At 60.7% G+C, this 15,462-nt stretch carries 14 protein-coding genes and 1 tRNA gene; 11 read left to right on the top strand and 4 right to left on the bottom strand.

Going from position 1 to position 15,462, the window contains the following annotated elements:
• Positions 1-118 precede the first annotated feature (118 nt).
• From CMV14_RS10285 to CMV14_RS10335, 11 genes are all read left to right on the top strand, one after another.
• A complete protein-coding gene (locus tag CMV14_RS10285; protein ID WP_176489073.1) occupies positions 119-1,003 on the top strand; it encodes an amidohydrolase family protein in 885 nt (294 codons plus the stop codon).
• A 97-nt stretch (positions 1,004-1,100) separates the two neighbouring features.
• Complete coding sequence (locus CMV14_RS10290) at positions 1,101-1,886, top strand: 2-keto-4-pentenoate hydratase (protein ID WP_066964900.1); 786 nt, start codon at positions 1,101-1,103, stop codon at positions 1,884-1,886.
• Positions 1,887-2,107: 221 nt separating this feature from the next.
• Positions 2,108-3,013: a LysR family transcriptional regulator gene (locus CMV14_RS10295; RefSeq protein WP_066964903.1), complete on the top strand. Its 906-nt coding sequence runs from the start codon at positions 2,108-2,110 to the stop codon at positions 3,011-3,013.
• Between the two features lie 168 nt (positions 3,014-3,181).
• Entirely contained in the window at positions 3,182-4,420 is a 1,239-nt protein-coding gene (locus tag CMV14_RS10300; protein ID WP_066964906.1) for an LVIVD repeat-containing protein, read from the top strand.
• A 149-nt stretch (positions 4,421-4,569) separates the two neighbouring features.
• On the top strand, positions 4,570-6,702 hold the full coding sequence (locus CMV14_RS10305) for a TonB-dependent receptor (RefSeq protein ID WP_083215917.1): 2,133 nt from the start codon (positions 4,570-4,572) through the stop codon (positions 6,700-6,702).
• A 98-nt stretch (positions 6,703-6,800) separates the two neighbouring features.
• Complete coding sequence (locus tag CMV14_RS10310) at positions 6,801-7,664, top strand: SDR family NAD(P)-dependent oxidoreductase (RefSeq protein WP_066964912.1); 864 nt, start codon at positions 6,801-6,803, stop codon at positions 7,662-7,664.
• Entirely contained in the window at positions 7,627-8,577 is a 951-nt protein-coding gene (locus CMV14_RS10315; RefSeq protein ID WP_176489072.1) for a sugar phosphate isomerase/epimerase family protein, read from the top strand. Before CMV14_RS10310 ends, CMV14_RS10315 begins: the two co-directional genes overlap by 38 nt.
• A 156-nt stretch (positions 8,578-8,733) precedes the next feature.
• On the top strand, positions 8,734-9,492 hold the full coding sequence (locus CMV14_RS10320) for an SDR family NAD(P)-dependent oxidoreductase (RefSeq protein ID WP_176489071.1): 759 nt from the start codon (positions 8,734-8,736) through the stop codon (positions 9,490-9,492).
• Positions 9,493-9,549: 57 nt separating this feature from the next.
• Entirely contained in the window at positions 9,550-10,476 is a 927-nt protein-coding gene (kce, locus tag CMV14_RS10325) for a 3,5-dioxohexanoate:acetyl-CoA acetone transferase (protein WP_066964922.1), read from the top strand.
• A gap of 237 nt (positions 10,477-10,713) precedes the next feature.
• Positions 10,714-11,598 (top strand): SMP-30/gluconolactonase/LRE family protein, encoded by an 885-nt coding sequence (locus CMV14_RS10330; RefSeq protein WP_238147251.1) that lies wholly within the window; start codon positions 10,714-10,716, stop codon positions 11,596-11,598.
• On the top strand, positions 11,598-12,395 hold the full coding sequence (locus CMV14_RS10335) for an SDR family NAD(P)-dependent oxidoreductase (protein WP_066964927.1): 798 nt from the start codon (positions 11,598-11,600) through the stop codon (positions 12,393-12,395). The genes CMV14_RS10330 and CMV14_RS10335 overlap by 1 nt, the downstream gene beginning before the upstream one ends.
• A gap of 385 nt (positions 12,396-12,780) precedes the next feature.
• Here CMV14_RS10335 and CMV14_RS10340 read toward each other — a convergent pair.
• From CMV14_RS10340 to CMV14_RS10355, 4 genes are all read right to left on the bottom strand, one after another.
• Positions 12,781-12,856, bottom strand: a tRNA-Thr gene (locus CMV14_RS10340).
• Positions 12,857-12,874: 18 nt separating this feature from the next.
• Entirely contained in the window at positions 12,875-13,744 is an 870-nt protein-coding gene (locus CMV14_RS10345) for a hypothetical protein (RefSeq protein ID WP_066964930.1), read from the bottom strand.
• Positions 13,741-14,088, bottom strand: coding sequence for an MmcQ/YjbR family DNA-binding protein (locus tag CMV14_RS10350; RefSeq protein ID WP_066964934.1), 348 nt, complete (start codon positions 14,086-14,088; stop codon positions 13,741-13,743). The genes CMV14_RS10345 and CMV14_RS10350 overlap by 4 nt, the downstream gene beginning before the upstream one ends.
• The gene (locus CMV14_RS10355) at positions 14,085-15,398 is read right to left on the bottom strand and encodes a replication-associated recombination protein A (protein ID WP_066964937.1); all 1,314 of its coding nucleotides are present in this window, start codon (positions 15,396-15,398) and stop codon (positions 14,085-14,087) included. Before CMV14_RS10355 ends, CMV14_RS10350 begins: the two co-directional genes overlap by 4 nt.
• Positions 15,399-15,462 lie beyond the last annotated feature (64 nt).

Consider the following 15,462-nt stretch of genomic DNA (forward strand, 5'->3'; position numbering starts at 1 on the left):
AGCCCGGGCCGCGGCTCTCGTCGCCATCCGAGGATCGTGCTTCAGACGGTGCGCCTCCCCGAATTCGCCGGGACGGGATCAGAGATCATCCGGCGGTAGATATATGAAAGGACGGCCCATGGGCACCAATCCTCCGCGCGTTTTTGACTTTCACTCCCACTGGGGCACCGAGCAGGGTTGGAAAGGAAGCCCGTTCGACAATCCGGAAGCTCGAGAGGGCACGCGCAGTTACTTCAAGTGGGACATGAAGTTTGTCAGCGAGGAAGAGCAGGCAGCTCAGTTCCGGCAGGCCAATGCCAAAGTGATGCTGGATTTTGCCTATACCTACAAGATGGATGTCGGCGCGGTGCGAGATCAACACGATTACGCATTCGACTATGCTCGCAAATATCCCGATGTGGTTCTCGGCAACTGGATCACCATCGATCCGACACAGCCGGGACATGTGAAGGAACTGGAACGTTGTCTGAGCGAGGGGCCTGGCCTGATCGGTATGGGACTTCATCCATTCTCCAGAGCCGGGCTTCCGGACAGCCCGGCGTGGGAGAATTGCATCAATTTGTGCATCGAAGCCAACCGACCGGTGTTGATGCTTACAGGCATGTCGGCCTCGGGCGTCGGCGTGCGGGGCGGCGGGGGTCTCCTGCTTGAGGATTGCCATCCCCGCCACGTTGATCGCATCGCCGCCCGATACCCTGCTCTGAACGTGATTGCTGCTCGAGTGGCTTGGCCTTGGCAATCCGAGATGATCGCGATCGCCTTGCACAAGGCCAATGTCTGGATGGAGCTTCACGGCTGGTCGCCCCGCTACTACTCGGAGGAACTCAAGCGTGAGATCGGCAAGCGGCTGCGCAAGAAGACATTCTTTGCGGTCGATTATCCCATGCTCAGCCATGAGCGGCTCGTAAATGAGTGGCGCGAACTGGGCTTATCCTCGGACGTCCTGGACGATGTATTTTCCGGGAATGCTGAAGCGTTTCTTGCGTCGCTCGGGGTCAACTGATGCCCGGCCGTAGGTCACGCGACTTTATCCCGCATCGTGGGAAACTCTGGCAAGGCGAGATTGCACTGGCCCTGCTGTCTTGCATAGGGACTTTCCCATGAACGGAAAACTCGACCTTGTGGCGCGGATGCTGCGCGATGCGTATCGGGGCCCTCCAATCGCACCCTTGCGGGATTTCCTCGAACCGCTTGATGCCGAAGGCGCTTACGCCGTGCAGGCCATCAACACCCGGCACTGGGAAGCCTTGGGGCGTAAGCTGGTCGGCCGCAAGATCGGCCTGACCGCGGATTCGGTCCGCCGGCAGCTCGGTGTCGACCAACCCGATTTCGGTGCGCTGTTTGCAGACATGGAAATTCCTGACGGAGGCGTTCTCGATCCGGCGCGGGTCATTCACCCCAAAGCCGAGGCGGAAATCGCCTTTACGATAGGCCGCGATCTTGCGGATCCCGACGCATCGCTGGAGACGGTGATCGCCGCGATCGACAAGGCGGTTCCTTCCATCGAGATCGTCGATAGCCGCATCGCGGATTGGCAGATCACCTTCGCTGATACCGTCGCGGACAACGGCTCCTCGGCCTTTTTCGTGCTTGGAACTGCCCCCCTTCCGCATAAAGAACTCGATCTCTACAGCTGCGGCATGGTGACGGAAGTCAACGGAGCCGTCGCATCGGTGGGATCTGGCGCAGCGTGCCTCGGCCACCCCTATAATTCGGTGCATTGGATTGCCCGGATGCTGGCGAAGCTTGGCGAACCGCTGCGGGCGGGCGACATCCTGCTGTCGGGCGCGCTTGGGCCAATGGTCACGGTTGTGCCCGGAGACCATGTGCGGATCCACATCGGTGGCATCGGCAGCTGCGCTTTCACTTATGGAGCCAAATCCTGACCGGCAAAATATGGTGAGGAAGCGAGATATGAAACGACCCAGGAGGGCACCCAGGGCTTGAAGAGGTGCGCCGACCACAACGAGATCGGTATCGATTTCGACGCTGTATCGGCTTATGCTTGCAGGGTGAACAAGGAAACATCACGCGCCGGCGGCAAGCGGACCGTCGGTGTTGTTCTTGCTCTGGGAGGCGGCTGTAGATTGACCCGGCAGGCTATGGCATGGATCTGAGGCAACTCCGCTACTTCGTCGCGGTCGCCGAGTTGCGCAGCTTCACGGATGCCGCCAGTCGGCTGAATATCGTTCAGTCGGCCCTCAGTCGGCAAATCTCCAGATTGCAGGAAGATCTGGGTGTGGCGCTGTTCGCCCGGGATGGTCGGCGTGTCCGTTTGACAAGAGCTGGAACGCGGTTGCTGGACGCTGCAACTCAACTTCTTCTCGATGCCGAGGCGCTCCGTTCGCTTGTTCGAGATGCCGCCGACGAGGTTGTCGGAACGGTCAACTTTGGCGCGCATCCGTCCGACGGAAATATCCTCTTCCCGCTATTGTTCAAAAAAGCGCGCGAGCTTTATCCGGCTGTGCACATTGATCCTGTGCAGTCCATGACGTCTGAACTGCAGGAACTCTTGGTGAAGGGGCGTCTCGACCTGGCGATCGTCACCTTCCCCGACCCCATAGCCGGGATAGATGTTCAGCCGCTCGCGCGTGAAAAATTCTACCTCCTGGCGCCAGCCGCCATGCATCCGTTACCGTCCGGAGCATGCACGATGCGGCAAGCGCTCGGCGTCCCGCTCATCCTGTCTCGTCTTCCTCACCGGGAGCGCTCTAACATCGAGGCTTTGGCAAAGAAGAGTCGCATCTCACTGGATGTTAGGGTGGAGGCGGACACGCTTCCCCTGATGAAATCCCTTGCGATGCTGGGCTACGGATCGCTGCTCCTACCAGAAACCGCGGTGCTGGAAGAAAGGAGCAACCCGGCCTGGCATGCGACACTCCTCAGCGATCTTACGCTTACCCGCTATATCGCCCGCCGCGTCACACCCGCTCCAAGCAACGCCATCACCTGCGTCTACGAGATCCTCATGGAGGAAATCGAGAATCTCAAAAAGGCCGGGGTGATGTTTTGATGCTGCGCCTCGTTCATCGCTATCCAGCAGACCGGCACTGTTTCATCTTGAGATGAGATGAGTCCGTTGCCGGGCAGGCGCTCGATAAAGCCAAGCTCGGCCGATACATCCGGGAGCACGCCAAACGCCGCGCTGCCATGCCGCGGCTTGAAGGGCCAGGAGAGATGCATGTTCCCACAGAAGGAGGCGATCAGCTGGAATATCGATCAGGTCGGATATGCCGATCTCGACGGAAAAGCTGGCTTCAAGATGGCGATCCACCGGGTCGGGGAACGTTGGTATCTCTATTCCGCTCTGCTCTGGGAGCCAGGCTTCGTGATCCTGGATATCACGGATCCCCATAAGCATCGCTATATCAAGCATGTTCCGGGTCCGGCGGACACCATGACGTTCCAGATCCAGATCGCGGACGGCAAGATGATCACGGCGATGGAGGCGATCCCAAATTTTCTCGGCGGGCACGAGGGGCCGTGGGAGCATGAGGGCTTTGCGATCTGGGATTTGGAAGATCCCGAAAATCCTCAGCAGCTGGGCGTTTTCAAGACAGGCGGATCAGGAACGCACCGCAATTACTATGACGGTGGACAGTATGTCTACGCGACCGGTCTGCCGGAAGGCTTCGATGGTCATATCCTGCAGATCGTCGACATCTCCGATCCCGCAAATCCCACGGAAATCTCGCGTTGGTGGCGCGAAGGGCAGTGGCTGGCCGGCGGGGAAGGGGGCGTTTCGGCGGGAACGCTTCTCCATGGCGGCGCTTATGTGAAGGGTGATCGCGCCTATTTGCCCTATAGTGCCGGCGGCTTTGTCATTCTGGATATATCCGACAAGAGAGCGCCGAAGCTGGTAAGCGATCTGCCCTTCTCGCCGCCGTTCGAGCATTACATTGCTGTGCATACGGCTCTTCCGTTGCAAAACCGGCCCTTGGTGATCGTCAATTCTGAAGCGATTTTGGAGAATGGAGCCGGATCACTCGGCTATGCCGGCATAGTCGATGTGAGCGAAGAGGAAAAACCCCGCCTGATTTCGCTATTCCCTCTGCCGGAGCCTCCCCCTGGCGCTCCCTATAAGAACTTCGTTGAGCGCGGCGCCCGGTTCGGGCCGCACAACCAGCACCAATGGCAGTATCAGGATGTTCTCCTGAACGATGAAAGCATCTGCTTCCTGACATATTTCAATGCAGGCCTGCGGGTATATGATATCTCTGATGAGCGTCTGCCCAAGGAAATTGCCTATTTCCTTCCGCCCGATCCCACAGACCGGCGTGGTCCCTGGCCGACGACGGGTTTAATCGCCCAAACTGAAGACGTGCTGGTGGATTCGCGCGGATATATATTCATCAGCGACAAGAATCAGGGTCTGTACATACTTCGCCTGTCTGAAACGCGTACTCCGCGTCCGGCCTGATCGGCGTGAATAATCTCAATATAAGATAGATTGCATCGCATCTCGCGTCTCGATGAGATGGCGAGACTCCGGTAGAGTCGAGTTGGAACAAAAAAAACCGCCTCTAAAAACTGCAGGGGTTGGAAGCAAATTATTTGAGGGGAGGGAATATGCAATCCCGTTTTTACGCATCAGCTGCCACGCTTGTCGTGTCTTTCGTCCTGTCTGGCGTCGCCTTTGCCCAGACATTGAGCGGGCCAGCATCGTCTACTGAAGCCGACGGCGCGCAGTTGGAAGATATCGTGGTCACGGCCCAGCGTCGTTCCGAGCGCCTTCAGGATGTCCCTGTGGCTGTTACATCCTTGTCCTCGGCCGCTCTTTCCCGGCAGGGGGTGACCAGCTCCATGGAGCTGTCACAAGCGGCCCCCAGCCTCATCATGAACAGCAACGTCTCTGTCGCGAGCCCCTATATTCGCGGTATCGGCTCCGATTTCTTCGACCCGACATCCGAGTCCCCGGTGGCGATCTATGTGGACGACGTCTATATGGCGGCCCCGCAGGCCAACATCTTTTCGCTGGCGGGCACCAAGCAGATCGACGTGCTCAGCGGCCCGCAGGGAACCCTGTTCGGCCGTAACGCTACGGGCGGTGTCATCCAGATCCAGACGTTCGATCCGACGCAGGATCCGCATCTGGACGTATCCGGATCCTACGGAAATTACGACTATGTCAATGCGTCCTTCTATGGATCCGTCGGCGTTGCGGAAAATGTGGCTACCAGCGTGTCCGCCCAATATGAGAATCAGGGCAAAGGATATGGCAAAAATCTGTTTGATGGTTCCGAGATAAATAAATACCAAATCAACAATATTTCGATCAGAAACAAGTGGATGATCGAACTTCCCACAGAAACCGTTCTACGGATTTCAGGGGATTATTCGCGGAGCGGAAACACGGTTTCCTATCATAGAGCGCCGGGGTCTTTCTCGGATCTTCCGGGCGCAATTCCGCCGACGGGATATATCAGTCGCTATGATGCGAACATCAATTTCCCAGATACTATGCGTGTTAAATCCGGTGGCCTTTCTCTGAAGGTCGACCAGGATCTCGGTGCGGTGAGCCTGACGAGCATCACCGCCTACCGGAAATCCAGCGATTATTACACGCTCGATGAAGATCAATCGACCGAATCTAATATCGCAAATGGCGCATACGAGCTCGCATGGACTGCGAAATATCAGGGATTTTCTCAGGAGGTAAGGTTAAAAGGTCGAGACAATCCTGTATTTAACTGGATGGTCGGTGGTTTCTATTATAGTGCGAAGGGATCGTATCACGATTTCATCTTTACCGGGATCAACTTTATAGATTTCGATCAGCAAAAGACCAAATCAATTGCGGGATTCGCACAGGCTACTGTGAAGCTTTTGGAAAATACCAAGTTGACCGGAGGCGTTCGCTACACGAGGGATACGGTGCAGTTCGCATTTCCTGCCGCGGGCTTGTTTCCGTCGAAGAGGGTGTTCAAGGAACCGACGTTCCGGGTTGCGCTGGAGCAGCATTTTTCTCGCGACATCCTGGCATATGTCTCGTTCAACACGGGCTTCAAGAGCGGCGGTTATGCGTTGCTCTCTGCCGATGGCTACGACCCCGAGAAGCTCAAAGCCTATGAAGTCGGCCTGAAGACAGAGTGGTTCAACCGTACGCTCAGGCTTAACATCAACGGCTTCCTGTACCGCTACTCCGATCAGCAGGTGAATGTGAACCGAGGTTCCGGCAACGTGGTCGAGAACGCCGGAGACTCCCATATCAAGGGCTTTGAGGCGACCGTTGATTATGTTCCGACATCGAGATTGAAGTTGAGCGGTGCCGTGACGCTTATGGACGGCCATTATACCGACTATCCCGGCTATGAGTTCCGGAACGCGCGAGGCGACTCCATTGGCATAATAAATGCCAAAGGGTTTCGAACGGTCCGTACGCCGAAGTTTGTTGGCAGCATTTCAGCACAATATACCTTGCCCACGGAGAGCGGCGACTTTGCCGCGAACGTCGGCCTTCAACATAATAGCGGATATAATTTCGTGGTGGATCCTCGTGTCCGCCAGTCGAGCTACACGATTATCAACGCCGGCCTGTCATGGTCGCCGTCAAACGGCCCGTTCACCGTACGGGTGTGGGGCAAGAACCTGACGGATACGGACTATTACTCCATAGCCAATCCGAATCTGTACCCGGTCGGAGACGCATCGGTTTCAGCGCCGCCGCGAACCTATGGGGTTACGGCATCAATCAAATATTGAGAGGAACCAAGGCGCGTAGCCCGAAACTCTCGATGTCAGCCTCCGTCAGGGTTGGAAGCTGACATCGACGGCAAGCAGCGAAAATGAGAGGATGTTACATGGGCGATCGACTCAAGGGAAAGGTGGCGCTCATTACGGGCACCGGAGATGGCATAGCGCGATCCACGGCGCTGCGTTTCGCTGCCGAGGGTGCCCGCATCGTCGGCTGCGATCTCGATCCTGACAAGGCGGCCGAGACGCTGCGGCTTGTGGAGCAAATGGGCGGAGAGATGCTCTCCGTCCATCCGGTCGACCTGGCCGACGAAGCGATGATTGCGCGTCTCATGGAACGCATAGAGGAGCGGTTCGGTGGCCTCGACATCCTCGTCCATTATGCAATGACATCACGCTATGGCTCGCCGGATGCGGTCACCCGGGCCGACATGAACTATTCGCTCGATAATGTGGTGACGATGAGCTTTCTCGTCGCGCAGCAGGCAGCGGCTCTGATGCGAAAGCGCGGCGGAGGTTCGATCGTTCTGACGGGCTCGGTCTCCGGCGCGACCTTCGGGTCCGGCTTCATCGGTAATCTGGGGCATATCTTCCCCTATGCCGTGGCCAAAGGCGCCGTCATCCGAATGGGCATCGCACTGGCCAACCACCTTGGACGCGATCGCATCAGGGTGAATGTCGTTTCACCGGGGACGGTTTACACGCCGGCGGTGGCCGCGCTTTACGGCGATGAAGGGACGGAAGAGCGGAGAATGCTGATCGATCGACAGACGCTGCTGGGCCGCATTTCCTATCCTGACGACATCACCAACGCGGCTCTTTTCCTGGCTTCGGACGAGGCGTCCAACATCACCGGCATAAATCTCTATGTCGACGGTGGCTATGTCGCGTCGGGAAGCGCCGGATCCGCCTTGTTCGATGTTGAGGAACTGCTTGATCGGACCGTCGAACGAGCTCTTGGGGGCCGATAATGGGTTCGGTCTGCCTCAAGATATCATCGTGAAAGATCATGCCATGTCAGTGCGTCAACGTCTGTCGGTCTGCGAACTTTCTCTGCCGGACACCAGTTTTGAACAGGACCTCGATCTCATAAGGGCTTCGGGAGCAACGGGCATCGCCATATCGGAGTTCAAACTTCGCGATGGCGAAGAAGAGCAGCAGATTGCGGCGCTGAAGGAAAGCGGGCTGGCGGCCACCATCTGCATTCCGGCCAACACGTCGCCGCTTCCGCTGCGGCCTGACAGCATTTTCCCCGGGCCAGCCGATCCGGATCTGCGTCTCGAGGCCATGCTCGGAAGCATCCGGCGCATTGCCATGTTCGAACCGGACTGCATCCTGACTGTAACGGGGTCGAACTCGGACTATGATGCGGCAGATGCGCGCAAGATCGCTGTCGAGGCGCTGCGGGAGGCTACGGCGCTGGCCGTCAGCCTGGGCACGCGGCTGGCGCTCGAGACAAATCGAAACGAAGGGCTGGATTTCTCATTCCTCCGGTCCCTGCCCGAAACGATCGACTTTTTGGATGAAATCGGCCCGGGAATAGGGCTTCTGTACGATTTCTACCATCTCTGGGATGAGGACAATATCATTCCGGACACCGAGCGGTTCGCATCGCGTATCTTCGGCGTTCAGTATAATGACTGGCGCGAGCCGCCGCGCAGCTTTGCCGACCGCCTGCTGCCGGGCGACGGGATCATGGACATACCCGCATTGCTGGGGGCTCTCGAACGGGGCGGCTACACAGGCTGGTACGACTTCGAGATTTTCTCCGATGATGGGCGCTGGGGAACGGAACTTCCGGATTCATTGTGGAAAATCCCTTACGATAGGTTGATCGAGCGAGCCCATGCTGGCCTGCTGAAAGCATGGGATCTTCGTATATAATCCCTCGGCATTGTGGTCGTGGACGTCTGTGGCGCGCTCCCGTCAAACCCGCTGGTCGTGTGTCCGCCGGCCATCCGCCGGCTCTAGCTTGATAGCCGCCGATCTCTGGCGAAGGCCCCGGAATTAAGTCGAACGGTCTGTGCGAAGGAGTGCATGATGACGAAAACGGTGATCGTGACCGGTGCTGCTGGGGGCATGGGCCTCGCGGCTCTCCATATTCTCGCGCAACGAGACGTCAATGTCGTTTGCGTCGATCTCGACCGATCGACCGTGTCGCAGGCTGTCGACGCCATAGGGGCCACCAGGGGGCGGTTTCTCGCGATCGGTGCCGATGTCGGTGACGATTCCGCCGTCCGAAACTATGTAGCCCATGGGGTAGAAGAGTTTGGCGCGCTCCATGGTGTTTTCAACATCGCAGGGATTGAGGGCGATGTCGTGCCGGTTACTCAAGCCACGGTCGAGAATTTCGACCGCGTCATGGCCGTAAACGCGCGCAGCGTGTTTCTGAACATGAAATATGCGACTCCGCATCTGGTGGCTGCGGGCGGCGGATCGATCGTCAGCACGGGCTCTTATCTTGCCACGAGAGGTTATCCGCTCTGCGGATGCTATGGAGCGTCCAAGCACGCCGTCGTGGGCATCACCAAGTCCTTCGCGCTGGAGGTGGCGCCGCAGAATGTTCGCGCCAATGTCGTGGCGCCCGGTGCCACGGATACGAGGATGATGCGCGCAACGTTCGAGGCGATGTCGGGCGGTGCCGCCGCAGCCGAAGCGGCTCTCGTTGCGGCCATACCCCAGCAGCGGATGGCGGATCCTGCCGAAATCGCCGCTACCGGCATCTGGCTGCTGCTCGACGCTCCGGGCCACATCACGGGACAGGTCCTGCGCGTGGACGGCGGCCTGTCCGCTGCCTGACGGGACGCTTTCGATGGCGTTCAGGCCCGGCGGTAGAGTTACACTGGAGTATGATTGATGGCAAAAGTGGTTATATCCTGCGCCGTTACCGGATCAGCGCACACGCCGACCATGTCAGCGGCCTTGCCGATAACGCCGGAGGAGATCGCCTCCCAGGCGATCGAGGCCGCAGAGGCGGGCGCGGCCATCCTGCACCTGCACGCCCGCGTGCCGGAAGATGGCCGTCCGACGGGTGATCCCGATGTATATCAGCGCTTTCTGCCCACCATCAAACAGGCCACGGATGCCGTCGTGAACATCACCACCGGCGGGGCGGCGACGATGAGTGTGCAGGAACGCCTTGCCGCCGCCGCCAAATTCCAGCCGGAAATGTGCTCGCTCAATATGGGTTCGCTGAATTTCGCCTTCTTCCCCGCGGCGAAGCGGATCAGTGAATGGAAATTTCCCTGGGAAAAGGATTATGTCGTCAATTCGGACGACTATATCTTCCGCAACACCTTTCGCGACATCGCCTATATACTGGAGACGATGAGCGACGCCGGAACCCGGTTCGAGCATGAATGCTATGACGTCGGGCACCTTTACAATCTTGCCCATTTTCTCGATCGTGGTCTGATCAGGCCAGGCTTTTTCGTGCAAATGATATTCGGCATCTTGGGCGGCATCGGGCCCGATCTCGAAAATCTCATGTTCATGAAGCAGTCGGCGGATCGGCTGTTCGGTCGTGACACCTTCCAATGGTCGGTTCTGGCGGCGGGCCGGCACCAGATGCCTTTCCTGACCCAGGCTGCGTTGATGGGCGGCCACGTGCGAGTGGGCCTGGAAGACAGTCTGTTCATCGAGCGCGGCAAGCTCGCGGTCTCCAATGCCGAGCAGGTCCGCAAGATCGCGCGTATCCTGCGCGAAATGGGACATGAGCCGGCCAGCCCCGCCGAAGCGCGGGAGATCCTGGCGCTGAAGGGCGGCGACCGCGTCGCCTATTGAGCGATTGAGCGCGCGACGAACACGGCGGAAAAACCTCTTTCGCGACCGGCGCTTTCCTCTGGATTCCGAGAAGACCGTATGACGCTTGTACGAATGGGCAAGGGGCGTAACCCCCTTCACGGCTGGCAGTTCGATCCCGCAGAGGCCCGCTTTGTCGGTCACGATCTCCAACGCCCCGAATGCATCTTAGCCGAACGCGATGGCACATTATGGGCAGCGGATGCCCGCGGGGGGGTGATGAAGATCGCGCCCGGCCATGGCCAGAAACTGGTCCTCCAGTCGGTCGACGGACATTTCGATCTGCAGGCCGACGCCGCGGCAAGCCTGCTGGGCGGCACCCTGCCCAACGGCCTCGCCTTCGCGCCCAATGGCGACATAGTGATCGCCAATTTCGGTACCGATCGGCTTGAACGCATGACCCGCGACGGCAAGACGCGGGTACTGTGCGACAGCATCGACGGCCAACCGATGGGCAAGGTCAATTTCGTCCTGTGCGACAGCCGCGGCCGCATCTGGCTGACCGCTTCCACCCGAACCAACCCCTGGAACGATGCGCTTCGTCCCGATCTAGCGGATGGCTACATCGCGCTGATGGACGAGCGCGGCATCAGGATCGTCGCCGATGGTTTCGCCTTCACGAACGAAATCCGGTTCGACGAGCATGAGCAATGGCTTTACGTGGCGGAGACCGCGCGTCGCCGCGTAACCCGGCTGCGGGTCGGGCCGGATGGATCCTTGTCCGAGCGGGAAACCTATGGGCCCGACAGGCTCGGGTCCGGCTTTATCGATGGCATCGCGTTCGATGCCTACGGAAATCTCTGGGCGACCATGATCTTTGCCGATCGGTTGATCGCAATCACGCCGCAGGGGGATGTGCTCACGCTGCTGGAAGATGGCAATCCCGAGGGGCTCGCCAGGATGGAGGCCGCGGTCGCCAGCGGCGATGCGCCACCCTTCGATGTACTGATGAAGACCGGCGGCAAGCTATGTCCATGGCTGGCATCGGTGACATTCGGCGGACCCAATTTGGATAAGGTCTATCTGGGCGGCCTGCGCGCGACCACCATTCCCGTCTTCACCAGCCCGGTCGCCGGCCTACCCATGGCCCATTGGAACGCATGATGGCGGGAACAACGCAATTGTCGCCGGAATGGCTCTCGGACAAGCGGATTGTCGTCACCGGGGCAGCGAGCGGCATCGGCTTGGGTGCGGCGCAGTTGTTCCAGAGGCTGGGTGCGGACCTTGTCGTCGCCGATCGCGATCTTGCCGGGTTGATCAAGGCTTGGCCTGATTTGCCACCAGCTCGCTGCCAGCCCGTCGACGTGGTGGACGAGATGTCCTGTGAGGCGCTGATGGCCGGCGCAAACAGGCTGCTTGGCGGTATCGATGGCGTGTTCAACAGCGCCGGCGTCAGCGATGTCGTCGCACCGGCGCTGGAAGTCGCCATAGCTGACTGGCAGCGCGTAACCGATATCAACCTGCGCGGCACTTTCCTTGTCTGCCGGGCGGCCGGCAGGATCATGCTGGCGCAAGGTTCTGGATCGATCGTCACCATATCCTCGGTCAACGGAGTGACCGGCATACCCAGGCGTCATGCCTATGGGCCCGCCAAGGCCGCGATCGCGCAGTTGACGCGAACGCTGGCCTGCGAATGGGCCGGTGCGGGCGTGCGCGTCAATTCGCTCGCCCCAACCTATATCCGCACGCCGATGATCGATCGGCTGAGCGCCGAGGGCAAGGTCGATATCGGCCGGCTTGAGAGGCGAACGCCGATGGGGCGGCTCGGCGAGGTAGAGGAAGTGGGCGCAGCAGCTGCCTTTCTGCTGTCGGACTGGAGCCGTTTTCTGACGGGCGTGCTGTTGCCGGTCGATGGCGGCTGGCTAGCCTATGGCGGACCTGGCGATGTCGAGTCCGCCTAGGTCCGCTGACATGATGTAATTTCGGGTTCGGGACCGGGGTGGCGGTTATAGCATCGAGGTGATCCGAAATTTCCGCAGCTTACGCGGCTTGGACGAATGGCGGTGTCCGGCGTGAATGCGCTTTGCACGGATTGTTTGGCAGCAGTCGACTGGCCCCGACGCTAGATAAAAGTATGATCCGATTTGCGGCGGCGAACCAGCAGAGCGCGGTGTCTTGACACAAGGGCGCAATTCGATGGCGATCAACTAGCTCGACACCAAGCAGATCAATTTTCTCGATCTATCACGGGAACGCCGGCACGTGTGTTGATCCGTGTGTTGGCATCCGAATATGCAAATATGCAAAGAAGCTGGTACGGTATAAGATATTGAATATTGATATAAATGGTGCCGGCTGCAGGGATCGAACCCGCGACCCCCTGATTACAAATCAGGTGCTCTACCAACTGAGCTAAGCCGGCACTCCGCGCTCTCATGCGTCAGGGAATGCCGAAGGTCCAGCCCTCCAGGAGCGCAATCTCACCGGAAAGGGCGGGCGGGTGCCACAAATCCTCGCGCGCGGCGGCTTCGGCCAGCCATGCGGCGGTCAGGATCGCGTCGGTGCTGTGGTCGTCATAGCGCGCCAGCTGCGGTGCGCGCCGGATGCCGTAGCCGGCAAGGCCCGCGCGCAGCCGGTCTGCGTCGCGCATCTTGCTGCCGCCGCTGAGGCCGGCCTGCCGGGCGGCGATGGTCGTGTAGATCTCGACGATCAGGGGGCCGCGCTCGGGAACCGGATCGAAGGGCCAGACCGGCACCTTGCCGCCCAGGCGGTGCAGCATCCGCATCCCCGTGAGGCTCGATTTGCCGACCTGCGCCGCGCCGACCAGGTTGAAGCAGCTCGTCGCCGGCGCGTGGCGGCCCTCGCGGCACAGCCGCTCGACGAGGCGATAGCGGCCGTTGCCGGCGCCGAACAGGTCGCCCTGCCGGCCGCCATGGCGGCGGAAATGCCGGCTGATCTCGCCATGGTCGATGAAGCTGCCCGTTTCCAGATGCGGGTCGGCGGCGCAGACGGCGTCGATCTGCCGCCACAGCGCGCGGGCGTCGGGCGGGCTTTCCGGCCAACCGGGAAAATAAGCGCCGGCGTCGAGGAAGGGCAGGGCGGCCGAGAAGTCGATGCCGATCAGCAGGTCACTCTGCCGCCGCGCATGACGGATCAGCCAGTCCAGCACCGCCTGGCGCGACCAGGCCCGCTCGATCAGCCTCGGCGTCCGGCCGGGCCCGTCGCTGATCGCGACCGTGATCCCCTTCTGCCGCTCGCCCTTCGCGCCCGACCAGTCGATGCAGGCGAAGCGCGCGAAACGCCGGATCATTCCGCTTTCTTGGGCCGTGGACGGGGCCGCTTCTTCGCCAGGGCCTGTTCGTGCGCGCGCCCGATCATCGCCATCACCCGCTCGGGATCGGCGCTGTCATACCGCACCAGCACCGCAGGCCAGCCTTCATAATGCGGGGTCTGCCAATAGGTGTCGGGGTCGGTCTCCTTGAGCATGTCGACCGTGTCGCGATCGATCAGCAGGCAGAAGCTTCCGGCCTCGCGCCCCGGCGCCACAAAGGCATTGCCGTTCGCCTTGACCGCGGGGCCGCCATAATGGGTGGCACGCTCCGTGCCGGGCAGCGACGCCGCGAAGCCGCTCACCTCGTCCCAGTCGAGGCTCATTCGCCGCGCCGCTCGTGGCGCAGCTTCTCCCAATAGGCGATCCGCTCGGCGATCTTCGCCTCGAAGCCGCGATTCGCCGGCTGGTAGAAGCTCTGCGGCGCCATTTCCTCGGGCCAGTAATCGTCGCCCGAAAAGCCATCTTCGGCGTCATGGTCATAGGCATAGCCCTTGCCATAGCCGATATCCTTCATCAGCTTGGTCGGCGCGTTGAGGATGTTCTTGGGCGGGCTCAGTGACCCCGTCTCCTTCGCCGACCGGAAGGCCGCCTTCTGCGCGACATAGGCGGCGTTGGATTTGGGCGCGGTCGCCAGATAGAGGCAGGCCTGCACGATCGCCAGTTCGCCCTCGGGCGATCCCAGGAAGTCATAGGCGTCCTTGGCGGCCAGGCACTGCACCAGCGCCTGCGGATCGGCGAGGCCGACATCCTCGCTGGCAAAGCGCACCAGCCGGCGCAGCACATAAAGCGGCTCCTCGCCGGCCGTCAGCATCCTCGCGAGATAGTAGAGCGCGGCCTGCGGGTCCGATCCGCGCAGCGATTTGTGCAGCGCCGATATCAGGTTGTAATGGCCCTCGCGGTCCTTGTCGTAGACCGCCATGCGCCGGTGGAGCAGCGCCGCCAGCTCGCCCGGCTCCAGATCATGGTCGATCGCGATCGAGAACAGCGTCTCAACCTGGTTGAGCAGGAAGCGCCCGTCGCCGTCGGCGGAGGCGACCAGCGCCTCGCGCGACGCCTGGGTCAGGGGCAGGGGCCTTTCCATCACCGCCTCGGCCCGTTCGATCAGGCGGGTCAGCGCGGCGGCGTCGAGCCGGTTGAGGATCAGCACCTGCGCACGGCTCAGCAGCGCTGCATTGAGCTCGAAGCTCGGATTCTCGGTGGTCGCGCCCACCAGCACCACCGTCCCATCCTCTACATAGGGCAGGAAGCTGTCCTGCTGGGCGCGGTTGAAGCGGTGGATCTCGTCCACGAACAACAGGGTGCGGGTGCCGATCCGGGCGTGCTCACGCGCCTCGGCGAAGATCTTCTTGAGGTCCGCCACGCCCGAAAACACCGCCGAGACCGGCGCGAAGCGCAGGCCCACCGCATCGGCCAGCAGTCGCGCGATCGTCGTCTTGCCCGTTCCCGGCGGCCCCCACAGCACCAGCGAGGAGAGGCGCCCGGCGGCGACCATCCGGCCGATCGCGCCTTCGGGGCCGGTGAGGTGCTCCTGTCCGATCACCTCATCCAGGCTGCGCGGCCGCAGCCGTTCGGCGAGCGGCGCGGCTTCGGCGGGGAGGGTTGCGGACGGTTCGGGCGCAAAGAGGTCGGCCATCGCCCAGCGATATAGGACGGCGGAAGCCGCCCGCACAGGGGCGTCGAAAGCCCACTTGTCAAAA

Origin of the sequence: Rhizorhabdus dicambivorans (assembly GCF_002355275.1) — a bacterium.
Lineage (GTDB): Bacteria > Pseudomonadota > Alphaproteobacteria > Sphingomonadales > Sphingomonadaceae > Rhizorhabdus > Rhizorhabdus dicambivorans.

What these genes read in the sequence shown, in the direction of transcription:
- CMV14_RS10285 (WP_176489073.1), top strand. Translation starts at nt 119, where the DNA reads ATGGGCACCAATCCTCCGCGCGTTTTTGACTTTCACTCCCACTGGGGC.
- CMV14_RS10290 (WP_066964900.1), top strand. Translation starts at nt 1,101, where the DNA reads ATGAACGGAAAACTCGACCTTGTGGCGCGGATGCTGCGCGATGCGTAT.
- CMV14_RS10295 (WP_066964903.1), top strand. Translation starts at nt 2,108, where the DNA reads ATGGATCTGAGGCAACTCCGCTACTTCGTCGCGGTCGCCGAGTTGCGC.
- CMV14_RS10300 (WP_066964906.1), top strand. Translation starts at nt 3,182, where the DNA reads ATGTTCCCACAGAAGGAGGCGATCAGCTGGAATATCGATCAGGTCGGA.
- CMV14_RS10305 (WP_083215917.1), top strand. Translation starts at nt 4,570, where the DNA reads ATGCAATCCCGTTTTTACGCATCAGCTGCCACGCTTGTCGTGTCTTTC.
- CMV14_RS10310 (WP_066964912.1), top strand. Translation starts at nt 6,801, where the DNA reads ATGGGCGATCGACTCAAGGGAAAGGTGGCGCTCATTACGGGCACCGGA.
- CMV14_RS10320 (WP_176489071.1), top strand. Translation starts at nt 8,734, where the DNA reads ATGACGAAAACGGTGATCGTGACCGGTGCTGCTGGGGGCATGGGCCTC.
- kce (WP_066964922.1), top strand. Translation starts at nt 9,550, where the DNA reads ATGGCAAAAGTGGTTATATCCTGCGCCGTTACCGGATCAGCGCACACG.
- CMV14_RS10330 (WP_238147251.1), top strand. Translation starts at nt 10,714, where the DNA reads ATGAAGATCGCGCCCGGCCATGGCCAGAAACTGGTCCTCCAGTCGGTC.
- CMV14_RS10335 (WP_066964927.1), top strand. Translation starts at nt 11,598, where the DNA reads ATGGCGGGAACAACGCAATTGTCGCCGGAATGGCTCTCGGACAAGCGG.
- CMV14_RS10345 (WP_066964930.1), bottom strand. Translation starts at nt 13,744, where the DNA reads ATGATCCGGCGTTTCGCGCGCTTCGCCTGCATCGACTGGTCGGGCGCG.
- CMV14_RS10350 (WP_066964934.1), bottom strand. Translation starts at nt 14,088, where the DNA reads ATGAGCCTCGACTGGGACGAGGTGAGCGGCTTCGCGGCGTCGCTGCCC.
- CMV14_RS10355 (WP_066964937.1), bottom strand. Translation starts at nt 15,398, where the DNA reads ATGGCCGACCTCTTTGCGCCCGAACCGTCCGCAACCCTCCCCGCCGAA.